This is a genomic window from Phyllobacterium sp. CL33Tsu, assembly GCF_900113985.1.
Taxonomy (GTDB): domain Bacteria; phylum Pseudomonadota; class Alphaproteobacteria; order Rhizobiales; family Rhizobiaceae; genus Phyllobacterium; species Phyllobacterium pellucidum.
Map to the genome: position 1 here is coordinate 61,935 of NZ_FORJ01000006.1, position 17,588 is coordinate 79,522.

Annotated in this window: 15 protein-coding genes; 4 read left to right on the forward strand and 11 right to left on the reverse strand. The window is 60.3% G+C overall.

Annotated elements, in window-relative coordinates; genetic code table 11:
- Positions 1 to 4: 4 nt before the first annotated feature.
- Positions 5 to 1,258 (reverse strand): flavin-containing monooxygenase, encoded by a 1,254-nt coding sequence (locus BM074_RS18910; RefSeq protein ID WP_348271671.1) that lies wholly within the window; start codon positions 1,256 to 1,258, stop codon positions 5 to 7.
- Between the two features lie 164 nt (positions 1,259 to 1,422).
- Here BM074_RS18910 and BM074_RS18915 point away from each other — a divergent pair, with 164 nt between their 5' ends.
- From BM074_RS18915 to BM074_RS18925, 3 genes are all read left to right on the forward strand, one after another.
- Positions 1,423 to 1,629, forward strand: a complete 207-nt coding sequence (locus BM074_RS18915; RefSeq protein ID WP_091924130.1) for a hypothetical protein — start codon at positions 1,423 to 1,425, stop codon at positions 1,627 to 1,629.
- A gap of 243 nt (positions 1,630 to 1,872) precedes the next feature.
- The gene (locus tag BM074_RS18920) at positions 1,873 to 2,481 is read left to right on the forward strand and encodes a DUF6766 family protein (RefSeq protein WP_091924132.1); all 609 of its coding nucleotides are present in this window, start codon (positions 1,873 to 1,875) and stop codon (positions 2,479 to 2,481) included.
- A 128-nt stretch (positions 2,482 to 2,609) separates the two neighbouring features.
- The gene (locus BM074_RS18925) at positions 2,610 to 3,104 is read left to right on the forward strand and encodes a YciE/YciF ferroxidase family protein (RefSeq protein WP_027232762.1); all 495 of its coding nucleotides are present in this window, start codon (positions 2,610 to 2,612) and stop codon (positions 3,102 to 3,104) included.
- 75 nt (positions 3,105 to 3,179) lie between these two features.
- Here BM074_RS18925 and BM074_RS18930 read toward each other — a convergent pair whose 3' ends face one another.
- The 9 genes from BM074_RS18930 to BM074_RS18970 form a co-directional block, all read right to left on the reverse strand.
- Positions 3,180 to 3,815, reverse strand: a complete 636-nt coding sequence (locus tag BM074_RS18930) for an RES family NAD+ phosphorylase (protein WP_091924134.1) — start codon at positions 3,813 to 3,815, stop codon at positions 3,180 to 3,182.
- Positions 3,815 to 4,435: a MerR family transcriptional regulator gene (locus BM074_RS18935; protein WP_091924135.1), complete on the reverse strand. Its 621-nt coding sequence runs from the start codon at positions 4,433 to 4,435 to the stop codon at positions 3,815 to 3,817. Before BM074_RS18935 ends, BM074_RS18930 begins: the two co-directional genes overlap by 1 nt.
- Positions 4,436 to 4,495: 60 nt before the next feature.
- Entirely contained in the window at positions 4,496 to 5,647 is a 1,152-nt protein-coding gene (locus tag BM074_RS18940) for a VWA domain-containing protein (RefSeq protein ID WP_091924137.1), read from the reverse strand.
- On the reverse strand, positions 5,644 to 7,932 hold the full coding sequence (locus tag BM074_RS18945) for a DUF5682 family protein (protein WP_091924138.1): 2,289 nt from the start codon (positions 7,930 to 7,932) through the stop codon (positions 5,644 to 5,646). Before BM074_RS18945 ends, BM074_RS18940 begins: the two co-directional genes overlap by 4 nt.
- 3 nt (positions 7,933 to 7,935) lie before the next feature.
- Complete coding sequence (locus tag BM074_RS18950) at positions 7,936 to 9,018, reverse strand: AAA family ATPase (protein WP_091924140.1); 1,083 nt, start codon at positions 9,016 to 9,018, stop codon at positions 7,936 to 7,938.
- Positions 9,011 to 10,420 (reverse strand): DUF5691 domain-containing protein, encoded by a 1,410-nt coding sequence (locus BM074_RS18955; protein ID WP_091924142.1) that lies wholly within the window; start codon positions 10,418 to 10,420, stop codon positions 9,011 to 9,013. The genes BM074_RS18950 and BM074_RS18955 overlap by 8 nt, the downstream gene beginning before the upstream one ends.
- A complete protein-coding gene (locus BM074_RS18960) occupies positions 10,417 to 11,556 on the reverse strand; it encodes a hypothetical protein (RefSeq protein WP_348271672.1) in 1,140 nt (379 codons plus the stop codon). Before BM074_RS18960 ends, BM074_RS18955 begins: the two co-directional genes overlap by 4 nt.
- Positions 11,557 to 12,056: 500 nt before the next feature.
- Positions 12,057 to 13,514, reverse strand: a complete 1,458-nt coding sequence (locus BM074_RS18965) for a UdgX family uracil-DNA binding protein (RefSeq protein ID WP_091924146.1) — start codon at positions 13,512 to 13,514, stop codon at positions 12,057 to 12,059.
- Positions 13,514 to 14,746 carry a putative DNA modification/repair radical SAM protein gene (locus BM074_RS18970; protein ID WP_091924444.1) on the reverse strand — a complete coding sequence of 411 codons (1,233 nt, stop codon included), beginning with the start codon at positions 14,744 to 14,746 and terminating at the stop codon, positions 13,514 to 13,516. The genes BM074_RS18965 and BM074_RS18970 overlap by 1 nt, the downstream gene beginning before the upstream one ends.
- A gap of 356 nt (positions 14,747 to 15,102) precedes the next feature.
- Here BM074_RS18970 and BM074_RS23450 point away from each other — a divergent pair, with 356 nt between their 5' ends.
- Positions 15,103 to 15,234 carry a hypothetical protein gene (locus BM074_RS23450; protein ID WP_255453114.1) on the forward strand — a complete coding sequence of 44 codons (132 nt, stop codon included), beginning with the start codon at positions 15,103 to 15,105 and terminating at the stop codon, positions 15,232 to 15,234.
- A 16-nt stretch (positions 15,235 to 15,250) separates the two neighbouring features.
- Here the strand turns inward: BM074_RS23450 and BM074_RS18975 are convergent, their stop codons facing one another.
- Positions 15,251 to 17,551, reverse strand: coding sequence for an ATP-binding protein (locus BM074_RS18975; protein ID WP_091924147.1), 2,301 nt, complete (start codon positions 17,549 to 17,551; stop codon positions 15,251 to 15,253).
- Positions 17,552 to 17,588: the final 37 nt, after the last annotated feature.

Here is a 17,588-nt window from a genome sequence, read left to right on the forward strand (position 1 = left end):
CGGATCACGAACGTCCCAGAATGTGTTCGACAAGACGAGTTGCTTCGTCGGCGACCGCCAATATGATGCCAGACTTGCGTGTCGAGCCGAAATCCAGTCCCGCGAAGTAGAGGCCCGGGAGGACCCCGACGCCATCCTTGTGAATCGGCTGTCCGGCAGCGTCGAGCGCACCTGCAAGTTTCACATAGCTGAAATCGCCCTTGAAGCCGGTGCACCACACCACGCTCGTGATACCGGACCCGGCGAGATCGAGCGAATTGATGGCGGGATCCGGCCGATGCCACTGGACCGTCTCCGTTGGGTCAGGAACCGGAACCGGTGCATCGATACCGGCTCGCGCGATATATTCATCGATAAAGCGTTTGGCACTATCCGAGGCTTCGTCTCCAAAGCGAACATTTGCTTCGACATCGTCGGCGAAAGCGAGGCAGCCATCCACAACGCCGGTCAACCGCCCGAGAAGCGCAATCCCCTGGGCGGCGAGCGCCTGCAGGCTTATCGTGTGCTCCGACCCGAGTACACCACGCGCCGGGATGCGTCCGGCCGACCGAATGATCTCCTCTCGCCGCAGGTCGAGAAACCCGCTTTCATCCAGCCAGATCATGATATCGCGCCCGCGGTAACGCCGTGGGAGCCGCCCGACGCGGCTCGTCGCAAGGAACACCGTCCGCCCCGCTTGCGCCAGTTCCTCAGCGATCTGGGCCCCTGATTGGCCGCTTCCAACCACCAGAACCGCTCCACGCGGCAGATCGGCAGCACTTCGATAGCCCGAAGCGTCGACCTGATAAATATCAGGCGGCATCGCATCCGACGAGACCGGACGCACCGCACGATTGAGGCTACCGCTTGCGATGATCACGTTGCGCGCCCGATGTGTGCCGCTTGAGGTGGTCAGCCGATAGTTGCCATTCTCGTGCGTAAGTTCGCTCACTGCTGTATCGGGCTCGATCGGCAGGCCGTTTCTCCCGGCGAAGTCCTCGAGCAGGGCGACGAACTGGTCGCGCGTTAGGCAGCCGTACGGATCCTTACCCTCGTACCGGTCTCCAGGCATTATAGTCTGCACGTTGGGCGTATTCATATGAAAGGCATCCCACCGCTGCGTGCGCCACGTCTCTCCTATGCGACCACGCTCCACCACGCTATGGCGCAAGCCCCGTCGTGCCAGCCAATAGCTTACACCGAGGCCCGCCCAGCCGGCCCCGATGACAACAGCGTCGAGAACATCGCCACTACCATCCATTTGCTGCGGTGATTTCATGATCGGCATCCCCCGAGCCATCCCCGCTCGGTATTAAGCCTTGTTGACCGCAACTAGTCCAGCGCCGCCGCTCTCTTCGCGATGAGCTATCCGCTTGGTCTGCAAGGAGACCCGGGCGGGAACCAAAAGCAACGGTCGCAAGTTGCTGCTCAAAGGAGATACCGATGTCAAACACTGGCAAAAACCGAGACTCGGAGAAGACCCCACAGGCGGACGCCAAGGGACAATTTGCCCGCACGGACCACGGTTCGGACAATGACGGCGTCGTAAGCGCGAACCCCCGCGTGCTGTCGGGCAAGTCGGATGGTGACGCGACATTCAAGACAGATGCAAAAGCGAATGAGCGAGATAGGCGTGCACCGGCGAAATGATCGGCGGTGCTTGCTGGCCGATCGCGATCACCGGCTGCAACGATCTCGGCATAAAGCCACCATGCGATTATTTTCGTTCAACCGAAGACCATCCCAACAGTTGGAAACCGCTGAAATTCTGGAGGCCCGGTACTGCGCTTCTCGTCCGGCTTCAGCCATGTCCGGTGCGGAACGTTCCCGGAATCGTGCCGTTAGGGTCTGAGACAATACACGTCGACGTTTAAGATCGGTCGGAGAGGGTGAATGCGTTTCCTGCGAAACAATGGGCTGACAATTGCGCTTTTTCTGGCCTTTGCCGGGAGCGTGGTCGGCATGACCTGGTCCGGTTGGCGGCAACAAAACCATGAGTTGAGTCTTCATGGGCAAGCGCTCCTGTCTCTGACCGGCTACCTGTCCGATGAGGCATTCTGGTCCGCTTTGTTTGAAAACTGGGAAAGCGAGTGGTTGCAGATGGCAACCTACGTTGTATTGACGGCTTATCTTTTTCAAAAGGGCTCTTCTGAATCGCGCGATCCCGACAAGCCTGAAAAAAAGCAGGACTCCGGCAGCGGAAGCTGGATTTATGATCATTCGCTGGGATTGGCACTGTTGAGTTTGTTCGGCTTGTCCTTTGCCGGGCATTTCTTCGCAAGCCTCGCCACTTACAACTCTGAGGCCGCCTTGCACGGGGAGGCGGCGCTAACGCCGTTGAGCTATATGGGCAACGCCCAGTTCTGGTTCGAGTCGTTTCAAAATTGGCAATCGGAGTTCTTCTCGACTGCCATGCTTGTCGTTCTGTCCATCTTTCTGCGGTATCGCGGGTCCCCTGAATCCAAGAAAGTTATGGCGGCTAATCAACAGACCGGAGATTAGCGGCGGCGCGATCTCTGAGATCGCGGTCCTTGTGACCAGATATCGGCAAGCCATCGCGCGGTGTTACGGAACGCTAGTGTATCTCCCGCGTTGGAAGCCTGTAGATATCCCACTAGGAGAACACACTGATGGCCGACAAAACACTCGAAACATTGTTTCATGAAACGTTGAAAGACGTCTACTACGCCGAGCGCAAGATTTTGAAGGCATTGCCCAAGATGGCACGTGGCGCAACCTCGCCCGACCTAAAAGCCGCTTTTGAGAAGCACCGCGGCGAGACCGAAATCCATGTCGAACGTCTCCAGGAGGTATTCGAGATTTTGGGCAAGCCGGCACGTGGCAAGACTTGCGACGCTATCGAAGGTATCCTCGCCGAAGGCGACGAAATCCTCGAAGATTTCAAGGGACAGCCAGCTCTCGATGCGGGCCTGGCCTCGGCCGCGCAAGCCGTCGAACATTACGAAATGGCCCGCTATGGGACATTGGCCCGCTGGGCCGGCGAGCTTGGCTTAAAGGACGCGCAGAAGCTTCTCGTCACCACTTTACAGGAAGAAACGAAAACCGACGAAGCTTTGACCGCATTGGCGGAAGGCGCTTTGAACCCGGCAGCGATGGCTGCCTGATTCGACAGGGAGCGCTTTCAAAAGGCGCTCCCCTCTTCTCCAGCGTCACTGTTCCATGTTGTCACCGGACAGGTCTCATGCGCTGGGCGATATCGACTTCCCATAGCGGTCGAGCAGGACCGCGACATCCTTCAGCATCGCGGTCAGGAGTCTGGTCCGAATAACAGCGATCGTCAGGTCCGGACGCTCAAACAGCGCTATGCAGATTTCGCCTGGATCGTGTCGCGATTGATAGGCCAGTCCGTCAGGCTGGTCGGGATGATCCCATAGTGCGTCAGCCCACTGCCCGCATGGCTCATATGGCCCTGTGGAAATCGCGTTGTCCGTGCCCAGCGCCTGCAACCCCGTTCCGTGCACCCGCACGATACGAAGATCGCGTTGCGGTCTGAGTTCGGTTGCGGCTCGACTGGTAATTTCCGATGCGGGCACCATCAGCCGTTGCGGGTTACGCAGGATCGTTTCCGCCAGTGCCCCGCTTAGTGACATTCCCACATAGAGCACTGCGAAGCGGCCGCCGGCGCTGTCGAAGCGATTTGTTGGCGAGCTGCCTTTTCCCGGTCCGAAGAAGACGGGGGCAAGTGTGGAACGGTGGATGCGATGCAGCACCGTTCCGGCAGGCAACAGGTCGATTGGCAAGGGCCTTGTGTCGAGCCAGGCAGGCGGTGGCGGCGCGGCCCCGGAAGGGCCACGCTGATCAGTGCTTGCCGCCATCAGGCAAAGCCATCCGATCCATCAGCGCGGACAAGCCGCAAGACGGCGTCCACCTCTCCGTGCCGCAGCGCCTCAAGTGGCGATCGACCGCCAAGCACTGTGTCGGGAGCAAGCAAGAAGTCGAGAGTTGCCCACGGACCTGCCGACGCAAGGCCACGCACGACATCGGCGATCCCGGCAATCACCTCACCCTCATTGAGTTGGCAGGCTGGGTAGCGCCAGTCGCCGCCTTCGCGAACAGCCAGCATTGTGTTCGACCGCCGTCTCTTGTCGACCGCCTGTCTGGTGATACCAAGGATTCGGCCCGCTTCGTCTGCGGACAATACGCCGCCCGCAAGCTTGAGCAGCCGCTGGCGATGTTCGACATTCCGGGCGAGCGCCGGGACCAGCGGATCGAGATCGGTCACCGCCGATCCCAGTATATCCGAGCGGCTGAGTAGCTGGGCAAGCGAGCCGGCGTCGGTCGGGGCGGCAAGCGCGTCCGCCAACGTCTTCGCCGACGCATTTGCGGAGATGCGCTCCAGCGCTGACATTGCCCGTCGCAGGAACGCCGCCTGGACGGAATTCGGATCAGCATGAATATTGAGCGTCAGGCTCGGCGCAGCATGTTCGCGGGCCATCGCGACCTCCAGTGGTTGTCTTTGTATTTATATGGTTCAAGAATATACAAAGTCAACCTACTACGAGGCCCCGCGCACGAGGTCGATGCCGTTTGCGCTTGCCCATTGCCCGATGTCCTGCCGCGTCAAGGCGCATGCCATCATATCCGGAAATTGATCCGGCGTGCAGGCAAAGACCGGACAATCCATCGCGGCGATCGCGCTGGCATTGCGCACGTCGTAGCTCGGCCGGCCGTCGTCGGACAGCGCCAGCAGCACGATTACGTTGACGCCCGCCTGCTTGAATGCCGCTACGCGCGCCAGCATCGACGCTGCATGCCCGCCCTCGCAGAGGTCCGTGACGAGAACGAGGTGCGTCTTGCCTGGCCGGTCGATTTTGGTCTCACAATAGGCAAGCGCCGCATTGATATCGGTGCCACCCCCCAGTTGAACCCCGAAAAGCACCTTTACCGGGTCCGTTAGCTCCTCCGTCAGGTCGACGATGGCCGTATCGAAGCAGATGAGTTTCGTCGAAAGAACCGGCAGGGACGCCATGACCGCCGCAAAGATCGACGCATAGACGACGGATGTCGCCATCGAACCCGATTGATCGACGCACAGCACGACGTGATCGAGATCGGCTCTCGTGCGGGTCTTGCGGGCGAAACCGATCAGCGTCTCCGGCACCACCGTGTTGTAGCGCTCCTGGTAGTGGCGAAGATTGGCACGGATCGTGCGCGGCCAGTCGATATCGGCGTGCCGCGGCCGACGTGTCCGCCGCGACCGGTTGAGAGCGCCGGACAGTTTCTCAACGGTCTTTGCCCGAAGGCGCTGCATCAGTTCCTCAACGACCTTGTCGATCACCATCCTGGCGGTCTCCAGCGTCCTCTCGGGCATCGCGCCTCGCAGCGAGATGAGGTCGGCGATGAGATGCACATCCGCTTCAAGTGTCGCAAGGAATTCCGGCTCCAACATCAGTGCCTTCAGATTGAGACGTTCGAAGGCATCCTTCTGGATGATCTGCACGACCGGTGCGGGGAAGAATTCGCGGATGTCGCCGAGCCAGCGCGAGACCTTCGGGGAAGAAGCACCGAGTCCGCCGCGCTTCCCCCGCGTCTCCGACGCGTAGAGAGCGGACAGCGCGTGGCCAAGTCGCTCGTCGCGTTCGCCAAGTCCATCCATGTCGTCATCGCCAAGTGCCAGTTTCCAGCGGCGGATTTGTTCCGAAGTCATGCGCTTATTCCCAGGATTTGCTTCAGCAGCGGGAGCGCGCGTTCGAAGGCGGGATTCTCTTCGCTCACGGATCGCACTGGCCTCCGCTCCTTTCTGCCGCCCGCGATGCGCTCAAGCACCCGCTTTCGGCCGACGGAATCAAGGCCGGCAAGGGCGCGTCGGAAGAGCGGCAGGCTCTCGACGAAAGTCTCCTCGTCCAGTCCGCAAAGCCACTCGTCGATCAGAAAGAGCAGCGTCTGGTCCTGAATAAGCACGTCCGCGGACCCGGCAACGAAAGCTTCGATGAAAGCGCCGGCGCGGGACGGCGTTTCACCAAGCACATGCCGCGAGAAGGCAGCCGACACCTGCAACTCATCCCACAGGCCGAGATCATGCAGGCGGCGCAGGCTGAAACCGATGAGAGGCGCAAGGGATTGCGCATCATCGACCATAAGCGCGAGTTGACGCCGCCATTCCTCGAGCAGTCCTGAATCTCCAAAAAAGCCGAGAGCTTCGTCATAGGCCCGCATTGCATTCAAGCGCTGCAAGGTTGCCTCGTCGTCGAGTTGGCGAGAACCGACGCGGACACCGGCATTGGCTTCTGCACTAAGCGCCGTGATCAGGGCACGCAATTCCAACTCCGGCAGCTTACGGGCGGTGCCGTAGCGTACGATACGCACGAGAGGAGCGACGGCGTTCATCACGTCGGTAATATCGTTGTTATGCACCGCGGTCGCCTGCAAAAGGTTGATGCAGGTGCTGGCGGCTTGCGGAAGATCGGCAACCAGTGCGTAGCGGACAAGTTCGGCAAGTTGCGCTATGCCATCCGTTTTGTGAGCGCGTTCGACGGTTGCGGAGGCCGCGGCCTGCTCAATGGTAAGCCCCCAGACCAGTGCTTCGGCCAAACGGACAGACATGTCGGGAGACCAGGATACGCTCCAGATCTCGCGATAGGTTCCCCGGCCGGCCTCGGCGTCAATCAGGCGGCCCCAATTAACGCGGATAAGATTGAGCCGGTGCAGCAAGGTCGATTTGAGGAGGCCTGCCTCGCTGCGAAGATCGAGCTTTATTTCGCTCGGCTGCTCGTCCGGCTTGAGCCGCGTCTTGCGGCACCAAAGCTCGAAATCCTTCGCCAGCGGCATTTGCGGAACCGCCTCATCGATCTTGCCTATGCGGCTGTCGATATAAAGCTTCCGCTCGATCATCGCCAACTGGATATCGTCTCCGTGGCAAAGGCTCGAAAGGGATGCATCCCGCATTTCGGCGAGGCCAGGCATGCCGATCCCGCGCAAGCTTGCAAGGGCGAGCGCGAGGCGCGCGGCCTCTATGGCGGAAGCCGTCGAAGCGTCGAACCCTTCCCGCCGCAAAAGCGCTGCCGTCCGGGCCTGCCAACCGGCCGCAAAGGCTTCTGGCCCATCGTGACGGTCGCCCGAATAGAGGTCCCAGAGATGGCGATACCATCCGGGAGACACCACGCCTGCGCCGTATCCGGAGGCACGGCTCAGCCGCCCATCGCTCCAGGGCGCCCAGGTCGCTTCGACCTTTATTTTCGGAAGATCCTTTATGATTGCACGGTCCTCGGCAGCGGTCGTGGCCGTGCTCAGCCCGCCGATGTGCCACGCGCCTACCACCACCGCGACTTCGCCATCGTGCTGCTTCAGCGCGTCCCTTACATGGATCCGCATGAAAGCCTCGCGGCGCTCTTCGCGCAGCCGCTCCGCAGCGCTCCTGTCATCGTAGCCGCCGGGATACTTTCGCAGTTCCGTCATGGCCGTTTCAATGGCGGCGAAGATGTCGAGGGGCGACTGGCCGCCACCATATTGTTCGATCAAACCGTTCCAGAAGGTTTCCCCGTCACTGTATCCGGCTGCGCCGGCAAGCACATCGAGAGGATCGAGGCGCGCTGCGTGACCGGCCTCGTTCCCACTTTCGTCCGCTTCAGCGTCAGCGTCTGCTGTGTCCTCTTCGCGCCCGGCCTTGGCGAGCGCCAGCGAAACAGCGGCGGGCCAATCGATGAACCGCACCGCACGGCCGCGCGCGAGGGCCCATTGCATCGCAACCCACTCCGGCGAGAACTCGGCAAACGGGGCAAAAGCCGCATTGGCAGCTTCTTCGGCTGCATAGAACAACATCGCCAACGGCGGCTTCATGCCGGGGAGCGCCGCATATTGGATCAACGCATCGCCCTCGGGCGGGCCCTCGATCAGCACACAGGCGGGATCGAGCGCATCCAGCGCACCCTTCAACAGGGCCGCCGAGCCCGGGCCGTGGTGGCGAATTCCAAAAAGATGCGCCTGGCGCTTCACGGCTCAGACCACTTCGCGAATAGCTTCGTAGAGGTCGCTCCAGCCATCGCGCGTGCGCAGGACGGTTTCGAGATATTCAGACAGCGCAACACCGTCCTGCACCGGATCCTTGACAACCGCGCCGACGATGTTTGCAGCAAGCGCATTTGCATCGATACGGCCATCGCCAAAATGCGCAGCTTCCGCCCATGCCGACACGCCGACGGAGATCGCCTCCGCGGTTGAAAGCGTGCCGGTCGAGGTCTTGAGCTTGATCTTGCCATTCAACGTCTTGCCGTCGCGGATCTCCCGGAACAGGACAACGATGCGGGCGAGTTCCTTGTCCGCAGGCTGGATCGCCGGCAGTCTGAGATTGTTGCCGATCTCGTTGACGCGTTTGACGACGATCTGCGTCTCCTCCTCCAGCGTGCCCGGCGACGGCAGCACAACTACGTTAAAGCGGCGCTTCAAAGCCGAGGACAGATCGTTCACCCCCTTGTCGCGATTGTTGGCGGTGGCGATGATGTTGAAGCCGCGTTCAGCATTGATCGCAATGTCGAGCTCCGGCACTGGCAGGGTCTTTTCCGAAAGGACGGTGATCAGCGTATCCTGCACCTCCGAGCCCATGCGGGTCAGTTCTTCAAGCCGAAGAAGCGTGCCCTCTTCCATCGCCCGTACCAGAGGCGTCTTGACCAGAGCCTCCGGCGACGGCCCCTTGGCGAGGAGCAGCGCATAGTTCCAGCCGTAGCGGATCTGGTTCTCGTCCGTGCCGGCCGTGCACTGAATCAAACGTTGCGAGGAACCGGAAATTGCGGCGGCGAGGTGTTCGGACACCCAGGATTTGGCGGTGCCCGGCAAGCCGAGCAGCAGCAACGCCCGGTCAGTCGCAAGCGTCGCGATCGCCGTCTCGATCAGCCGTCGGCTACCGACATATTTGGCCGAGATAGGCGTTCCGTCGGCAGCATCGCCGCCCAGTAGATAGGTAGCGACCGCCTGAGGTGAGAGCTTCCAATTGGTGGGACGGGGACGGTCGTCGCCCTTCGCGAGCGCCTCCAGTTCGGCCGAGTAAATCTCTTCCGCAGGACGACGAAGTAAAGCTTCAGACATCTGTGGTCTCCAGTTTGTCCATGAGATCGAGAAAAAGGATGGCGTTGCCGCACTGCGCCGGATCGAAGGCGGCAAGTTGGGTGCGAAGCAGGGAGCGCATCGGTGCCGGGCACATAATGGCCATACTGTCTGCGATATCCGTATCAAGGTACGTCTTTTCATTGCCGAACGATTGCCATTGCTTGGATCGCAGCAGGTCACTGAAGAGGGCCTGTGTCGCCTCGCCGCCGAGAAAACGCGCCATCTGGCCTATGATCCACCGTGCAGTGTCGTTCGTCCACCTGTCCGGGCGGAAGATATAGGCGGCCCATACCTGACGCATCTCAGGCGGATATTGCGCCAGCAGATCAGCCTCCAGCCGCATGAACGGCTCCCAACTGGCATGGAGATGACCATCGCTGATCAATTTCACGATATCGAGGCGCTTGTCCTGTGTGGCCATGAGCAAAAAGGCGACCAGAAGTTCGTCTTGCTTGGCTGCTGCCACCATCGCCTCCACCGAGAGCGACAGGGCGTTGGCGAGTTTATCCAGTCCGACCGGGCCGAAGGTTTCGTTGAGCCAGGCCATCACGGTGTTTTCCCTGACCGTTGCGGGCAATTCCAGCGTGAGGCTTTTCTTCTTGAAAAGGATGCCGGACGTCGTGACCTTGATGCGCTCCAGTGCAGCGCGCAGGGGCGGATCGTCCCCTTCAAAGCCGGGCAACCGAACCAGCAGTCTTGCAGCAAGGTCGCGCACGCGGGGCGCGCGATCCTTGTCGAGACCCTTGAGAAAAGGGGCGTCGGCTTCCGACAGGTTCTCCCGCAAAGCTTCGAGAAGTCGTACGCGGCTTTCGGCGCTTTCAGCCTGCCAGGCCGTTGTCACCAGGCCGCGCGCCGCTTCCGGGTCCGATTTGCGGCGTTCCCGGATGTATCCCGCCTTCACCGCGGGCGTCGCATGCATCCAGTTGCTAGCATTCAGGCTGTCGGGCGAGAAGTAGTTCTGCTGTTGGGTGACCGGGACTTCCCGGTTCGAAAAGGCAAGGGCTTCGGCGCCGAGATGCTCCGCATACGCCCTCACCATGGTCTCGAGCTTTGGCAGGTCGAACGGATGCAACCGAAGCCTTCTCTCGGTCAGTTTGCGAACGATGGCGGCTGTCAGTCGGCTTGATGCCTGGTTCTTGGCGGTGAGGAGCCGCAGCAGAAGCTTTCTTGCTGCGTCCGGAACGATTGTCGCGTGATCAACGACAGCGTTCCCGGCATCAAACTGTTCCGGCGATAAGGGACGCTCAAATCGCATCGCCTGGCCCACCAGCGCGAGAGCCTGCAGGGCGTCGCCAACACCTGCCGCGTCGAGCGGCAGACCGTCCTTTGCGCCCGAGAGAAGACGCGGCACGATCACATCTGTCAGGCTGGACACGATCATGCTGTCCACCGCCCGAGTATTGTTTCCGCCCAGAACAGCGTGAACTCATTGCCATCCCAAAGACCCGCACCATCGATGTTTTCGAGTTGCAGAAGCGGCCAGACCGCATCCGCTTGCGATTTCGCCACCGGCAGGCAGATCGTTTCATCATCGAGATAGATGTTCTCCCCCGAGGTCCTGAGCCGGGCCGCGCGAAACATCACTGGAAACTCGCCGAGCCAGGGCTTGGCAATCAACGCATCCTCGTAACGGCCGTAGGCCGATGCGAGGTTTTCGGCGGGAAGGTTCAACGGTGCGTCGGACGGCATGGTGCTCCCGGTCTGCTCCGCGATCTGCGCCCGTAGCGGAACGCTGGACGGATAGAAGACGAGCTCGGCATCGAATGTATCGCCGATGGCATAGACGCCCGCAGACACGCCTGCAGCAACGGGGACATATTCGACGAGAACGGCAGGCCGGTCGCTGCCTTGGAGCCAGGTTTCGATACGCCGCAGCTTGTCAGGCTGGGTCTCGCTGCGGGTAGCCCAGACGCGCCAGGTATCCGATATGCGGAGCGCCCCGTCATCATCGAGCAATGCCGCACGCGTGATGTTCCAACCAACCATCTGGCGGACGTCCTGACTCAGCGGATCGGCGAGGTCGGCCTGACGGCGATAGGCTGCGGCCAGAAGATGCAGCATGGCAAGCTCGGTGATTGCCGCAGTGGGACGGGCCGGTGCGGGAAGCACAAAAAGGCGCGTCGGCAGGGTATCCACACGCAGCGCCAGGCCGGGCGCCTTGGCATCAAACAGGCGTTGTGCCATCACCCGGCATGCGGCCGAAGCTTTGGCCGGAAACGCGGCAAGAGCGCCATCCAGTTGATCGCCAAGCCAGATATCCAGCTCATCGAGGCCATTGGCGATGGAAGCCTCGCGCTCGATCCGGCTTCGCTCGCGGGCAGTCGCGGCGCGGGCATCCGCTTTTGGATCAGCCGCGGCCTCGGCATCGTCAATCGCCTCGATCGAGACACGAGATTTATCAGCAGCGTTCGTGGCGGGCCCGGTAGAAGGGCCACGGCGGCGCGACACCCATTCGGCTACCCACTCGGGAGCCGCTGCGGTCGCAAATTCTGCCTCGCCTTCAGCGCGTAGCCACATGAGCGCAAGGCCGTGCTTGCAAGGAAACTTTCGGCTTGGACAACTACATTTATACCCGGCGTCGACTTCCGAAACGACTGTGCGGTAGGGCGTGGAGCCGGACCCCTGGCACTCGCCCCAAACCAGGCCAAAGCCGTCCTGGGCGAGCGTCGGCCAATTCGAGCGGTTGAGGAGTTTCTTCGCAGCCGCAAGTGATGCCTGATCCGGCGCAAGCGCTTCGAGCCTTGCCAGGGTCAGGTCAATGAACCCTCCGGCACGGTTGCATCTGCCTGGGGCTCTTCATTCTCGCTCTGCTTTGCGAAGTTTCAGTCCGGTCTAGCATAGGCTTTGATTACAAATTCTTGCGTAAAATTCGTCTAATACAAGCTAATTGCCGCAATCTTACGTTACGTCGCATCCCCTAGTAAAGCAGCCCAAAGTTGTCTTTGGATGTGTTCGGACGGAACGCTTCATCAAGCTGCGATCAGCCCGTCCGGATTGCGTATTCTGCCGGTTCACTCCTAGGCGCCTTGCGCCTCGGCCACGAGACGCAGGTCGGCGTGAAACCTCTTGATTTCCAACTGCTGGTGATCGAGGTCCGGCAGGCGCAGCAGGTAGGAGGGATGAACCGTCGCAAGAAGCGATCGTGTACCATCGAGCGGCATCAGGACGCCTCGAACATCGGTCAAGCGTCCCTGCCGCCCAGTCAAGGAGGCCAATGCGGTCGCCCCGAGAGCAACCACGAGTTGCGGCTTCACAAGATCGATCTCCTGCCGCAGCCACCATTTGCAAGCTTCAATCTCGCCGGCATTGGGCTTTTGATGAATGCGTCGCTTGCCTCGCGGCACATATTTGAAATGCTTGACGGCGTTGGTAACGTAGACGTTTCTGCGATCGATGCCGACTTCCGCCAATGCATTGTCGAATACTTTGCCAGCCGGACCGACAAAGGGGCGTCCCGCCAAATCCTCCTGATCGCCCGGCTGTTCCCCCACAAACATTACCCGCGCATCGACTGGACCTTCGCCGAATACCGTTTGCGTGGCGTTGCAGTGAAGCGGGCAGCGGGTACACCGCCGCGCTTCTGATCCAAGCTCCTCGAGCGAGCCCGGGACAGGGGTTTCGTGGTCCCCGGAAATTCGAAGCGTCGTCGCTTCCTGCAAGCGATCGTGGAAAAGCGGTGGCATCGTGGGCTGCCGCTGCCGCATTTCCATTACGCTTCGTTCGGCGTTTCCAACGAGTTCAGGTATCAGCACTGCCTCGGGAAGGTTCTTCCAGTACTTTTTCGGCATTTCCGCGCGCATTGCCTTCAACTTCAAACGTGCCGGATTGAAGATGCTCGCGTAATAGGTGCGCCAGAGATCGTCAGTTGTATCGGAGGCAATCGATTTTTCCGCGGGCTCGCGCGACGTGACAAGATTTTGGCCGTCCCACATCATCGACCCCCTGGGTGTGGCGATGATCCAATCCATATCTGTGAAACGCCGCTGAAAAAACGGCGCCACACGCTCCACGATAAAGTGGTCGGGTTCGAACCACGCCACGAACTGTCTTCGCGCGCGGACTTCCTGGTGGATGACTTCCTTGAAGCGCACAAACGCTTTCATCTTGTGGCTATCGCGCCGCACCGATTTTTCCAGTTTCAGCGCTGCCGCCACGTCCTCGTCAGAAGCGACGTTCAACAGGCTCTTGTCACTCTGCATCCGCGACAGGATACGGTACAACAGGCCAAACCGTGCGGGGCTGCTATTGCAGATAACGGTTTCGGCGAGGTCGATGAATCTTTCAGTTGCAGTGACGGCAAGGGACCCGTTCGCCGCTTCGCCAGCGTCGGGGATCGAAAGACCGAGCATGTCGCATCCCCCTGCGGCATCGCTCCACACGACGTCGTTGGGCTCAATGCCGTGCGACAGCAGGCGCCGCGCGGCATCGCGCCATTCGATGAAATTTCCCCTGCCCTCCAGAATGACGCTTCGCATCAGAGCAGTGCGAGTTGTTCAGGTTTTCTTTGGAACATGTGGTTGAGGTCGGCACTGTCTATCAGCCGGTGCGGCGACCAGCCGTCAGCGATAATGAACGCCTTGACCTTTTTCAACGACACGCCAAGCCGTTGCAGATCTTCGAGGCGTAGGCGGCGATGCCGCCGCCCCGAAAGGATCGCCTTGACCGTCTTCGTTCCAAGCCCGGGAATGCGCAGCAGGATTTCGCGCGCCGACCGGTTGATATCCACGGGAAATCGCTCACGATGCGCCAGTGCCCAGGCGAGCTTTGGGTCCATGTCCAGATCCAGCATTCCGTCCGGCCGCGCCGATGTGATTTCCTCAATGTCGAACCCATAGAATCGATAGAGCCAATCTGCCTGATAGAGCCTGTGCTCGCGTTCGAGCGGCGGCCGGATAAGCGGCAGGTTTTTCGACGCGTCCGGTATGGGACTGAACGCGGAATAATATACCCGGCGCAGCTGGTATCCACCGTAAAGGCGCGAGCTGGCGCGCAAGATCGTAGCATCGCTGGCCCCATCCGCGCCGACGATCATCTGCGTGCTCTGGCCTGCCGGAACGAAACGCTTACGCCGCTTTGTCTGCAGGGTCGGCTCGTTTGCCGCCTCGATTTTCAGCCGCAGATCGGCCATTGATTTTCGTATTTCAACCGGCCGCTTGTCCGGTGCAAAACGGGCAATGCCCGAATCCGTGGGCAATTCGATGTTGATCGAAAGGCGATCGGCATAAAGCCCGGCCTCCTCGATCAAATGTGGCGAAGCGTCCGGTATCGTCTTCAAATGAATATAGCCGCGAAAGCCGTGGGTCGTGCGCAATTCCCGGGCAACGCGGACCATTTGTTCCATCGTGTTGTCCGATGAGCGGATGATGCCCGATGAAAGGAACAGGCCCTCGATATAGTTGCGCCGATAGAATTCGAGCGTGAGCCAGACCACTTCCTCCACGGTAAAGCGCGCCCGCTCAACATTGCTCGAAGATCGGTTGATGCAGTAGGCGCAATCGAAGATACAGAAGTTCGTGAGAAGAATTTTGAGGAGCGAGATACAGCGCCCATCCGGTGCGTAAGCGTGGCATATGCCTGCGCCCTCGGTCGATCCCAATCCGCCCGACCTGGACGAGTCGCGCTTCACCGTTCCGCTGGAGGCACATGAAGCGTCGTACTTTGCCGCATCCGACAAGATGGCCAACCGCTGTTTTAAGCTCTTCCTCATAATGTTCATGATATGTTCTTGCTGGAGTTACGTCAAGACTGAGCTTTCTCGGAAAGGGACCGCGCCAATCGGAAGCCATCAACCCGAAAAAATGTGCGACCATGAAATGGCAGTGCTTCCCGGCCGATCCTGCCTTGTTTATCGAGCCAACTTGAATTTTGCACCCGCGGTCTTTGTGGATCAGGCCAAGTGCCGGCGCGCTTTGCTTCAGCTTGTCGATTTTATGTTGCACTTGGAACTTAGCGTTTGACGCGGCCTGCCAATGGTTCTCTAACTGGTGCAGCGCTGGGTCTTCTGACGGCATGCCAGCGCTTGCGAGCGTTCAATGCTCCCGCCATGACGAGCAGGAGAGCGATATGGCCAAAGGTCAACAACGTAGCAACAAGGAAGTTCGAAAACCCAAACAGGCGAAGGCCCAGGAAGTGAAAGCGGCGCCTGCAGCCTTTAGCACGACGGCGAAGCGCCTGGAGAATCCGAAAGGACGCTGACAACAGGCGAGTTCTACTATCCCCTCTCGCGGCGCAGCGCGAGAATATGCCGGATCTTGCGGGCGAGTGCCTCACGCTGATAGGGCTTGGAGAGAAGTTCCACGCCGGGGTCGAGCCGCCCGCCATGGACGATGGCATTTTCCGTATAGCCAGACGTGAAGAGCACGGCGATCTGCGGCAGACGCTGGCGGGCCTGGCGCGCAAGCTCGGGGCTTCCCAGCGGTCCAGGCATAACGACATCGGTAAAGAGCACGTCGATCGGAACGCCGCTCTCGATGATCGATAGCGCGCTCGCCGCATCCTTGGCCTTGAGCACGCGATAACCGAGGTCGCCCAGCATTTCGACGACGGTCGCCCTCACCTCCTCGTCGTCCTCGGCGACGAGGATCGTCTCCGTGCCGCCGATCGTCGGGCCGAGATCGGTCTCGATCAACTCGTCTTCGTTCTGCTGCGCGCGCGGCAGATAGAGTTTTACCGTCGTGCCCTGGCCAACTTCCGAATAGATCTTGACGTGACCGCCTGACTGCCTGACGAAACCATAGACCATGGAGAGGCCCAGCCCAGTGCCGCGACCGACCGATTTCGTCGAGAAGAACGGTTCGAACGCCTGGGCGAGGACGGCGGGCGTCATGCCCGTCCCCGTATCCGTAACCGCCAGCATCACGAACTGACCGGCTTCCGCCTCCGGATTGCGCCGCACATAGGCATCGTCGAGCGAAGCATTGCCGACCTCGATCGTCAGCTTGCCGCCATCGGGCATGGCATCCCTCGCATTGATAGCGAGATTGAGCAGCGCGTTCTCGATCTGCGCCGGGTCAATCAGGGTATTCCATAGCCCGCCGGAGCGAACGATCTCAATCTCGATCGATTCACCGATTGTCCGTCGCATCATGTCGCCCATACCGGCGATGAAACGGCCGATATTGACGACTTTGGGTTCGAGTGCCTGCCTGCGTCCAAACGCGAGAAGCTGGCTCGCCAGCTTCGATCCGCGGCTTACGCCCGCCAGGGCGTTTTCGATCCGCCGTTCGCCCCGCGCATTGCCGGCCATGTCCTTGGCCAGGAGTTGCAGATTGCCCGATATGATTTGCAGGAGATTGTTGAAGTCGTGGGCAACGCCGCCGGTAAGCTGGCCCAATGCTTCCATCTTTTGCGACTGGCGCAGTTGTTCTTCCGTTTTCGATCGCTCGGCGATTTCGTCGAGAACCCGCTGTTCCAGCGTGGCGTTAAGCCGTTGGAGCGCCTCTTCCGCGTTGCGCCGGACGGTGAGTTCGCGATCGGCCGCCTGAAACAGCCTGGCATTGTCGATGGCGGTCGCTGCCTGACCCGCCACGCCGACGAGGAGCGTTTCATGATCAGGCTGGAACTTGCCAGGTTCGTTATGTCCGAAGAACAACCCGCCGAGTACCTCTCCGGTGCGCGAAGTCACGGGTACCGCGAGATAGCTTCGAACCGGCAGATGACCCTTTGGCATGCCCTTGTGAGGAGCATTTCGGCCATAGCGCGGATCTGCGATAATATCGTGCGAGAGGACGACGCCCTCGCCCTTGAATGTCGGCTCGAATACCGCCGTATTGCGCGGCATCGGAAATTTCGAAAAGGCATCCTTGTCGACGCCGGAGAGCGCGTAGAGCATGTAGCTCTCGCCCTCCTTGTTGAGAACATTGTAAAAGAATGCGCCAAACTGCGCGCCCGTCAGCTCGACGCCTGCGTCAGTCACCATCTGGACCACTTTGCCAAGATCAAGTTCGGCGGCAATATTGGCGCCGGTGCGGTTCAATATCTGAAGCAGGCGCGTTTCATTGCGAAGGGCTTCTTCGGCTTTGATCTTCGCAGTCGTCTCGACTACGATCGCCATGACGCCGCAGGGCACACCGTCCTCGTTGATCAGCGGCGAATAGTCCAGATTCATCCAGACCCGTTCCGGCTTGCCGCTGCGATGAAGGACGAGTTCCTGATCCAGATAGGCGAGCGTCTTACCCGCAAGCCCGACCTTCATGACATTGTCGTTGAAATCGGCGACCTCCGGCCAGCCTTTTCTCACCTCGCTGCCGAGCAGCTGGGGGTGTCGCCCGCCGGCAAAGAGCGAGTAGGCGTCGTTATAGATCATAATGCCGAGCTCGCCCCATAGTGTCACGATCGGCACTGGGGAATGAAGAATGAGCGAGATCGTCGACTTCAGACTTTGCGGCCAGGCGTCAATTGGGCCGAGGGGGGTCAAAGCCCAGTCATAGGCTGCGATCAGCCGGGCAAGTTCGCCGCCGACGCGCAGGAATGTGTGATCGTTGACAGGTGACACTCCTTCTTCAGCGCGCATATCGGCTCCCACAGCTCCAGGCGTTGATCAATTGCAT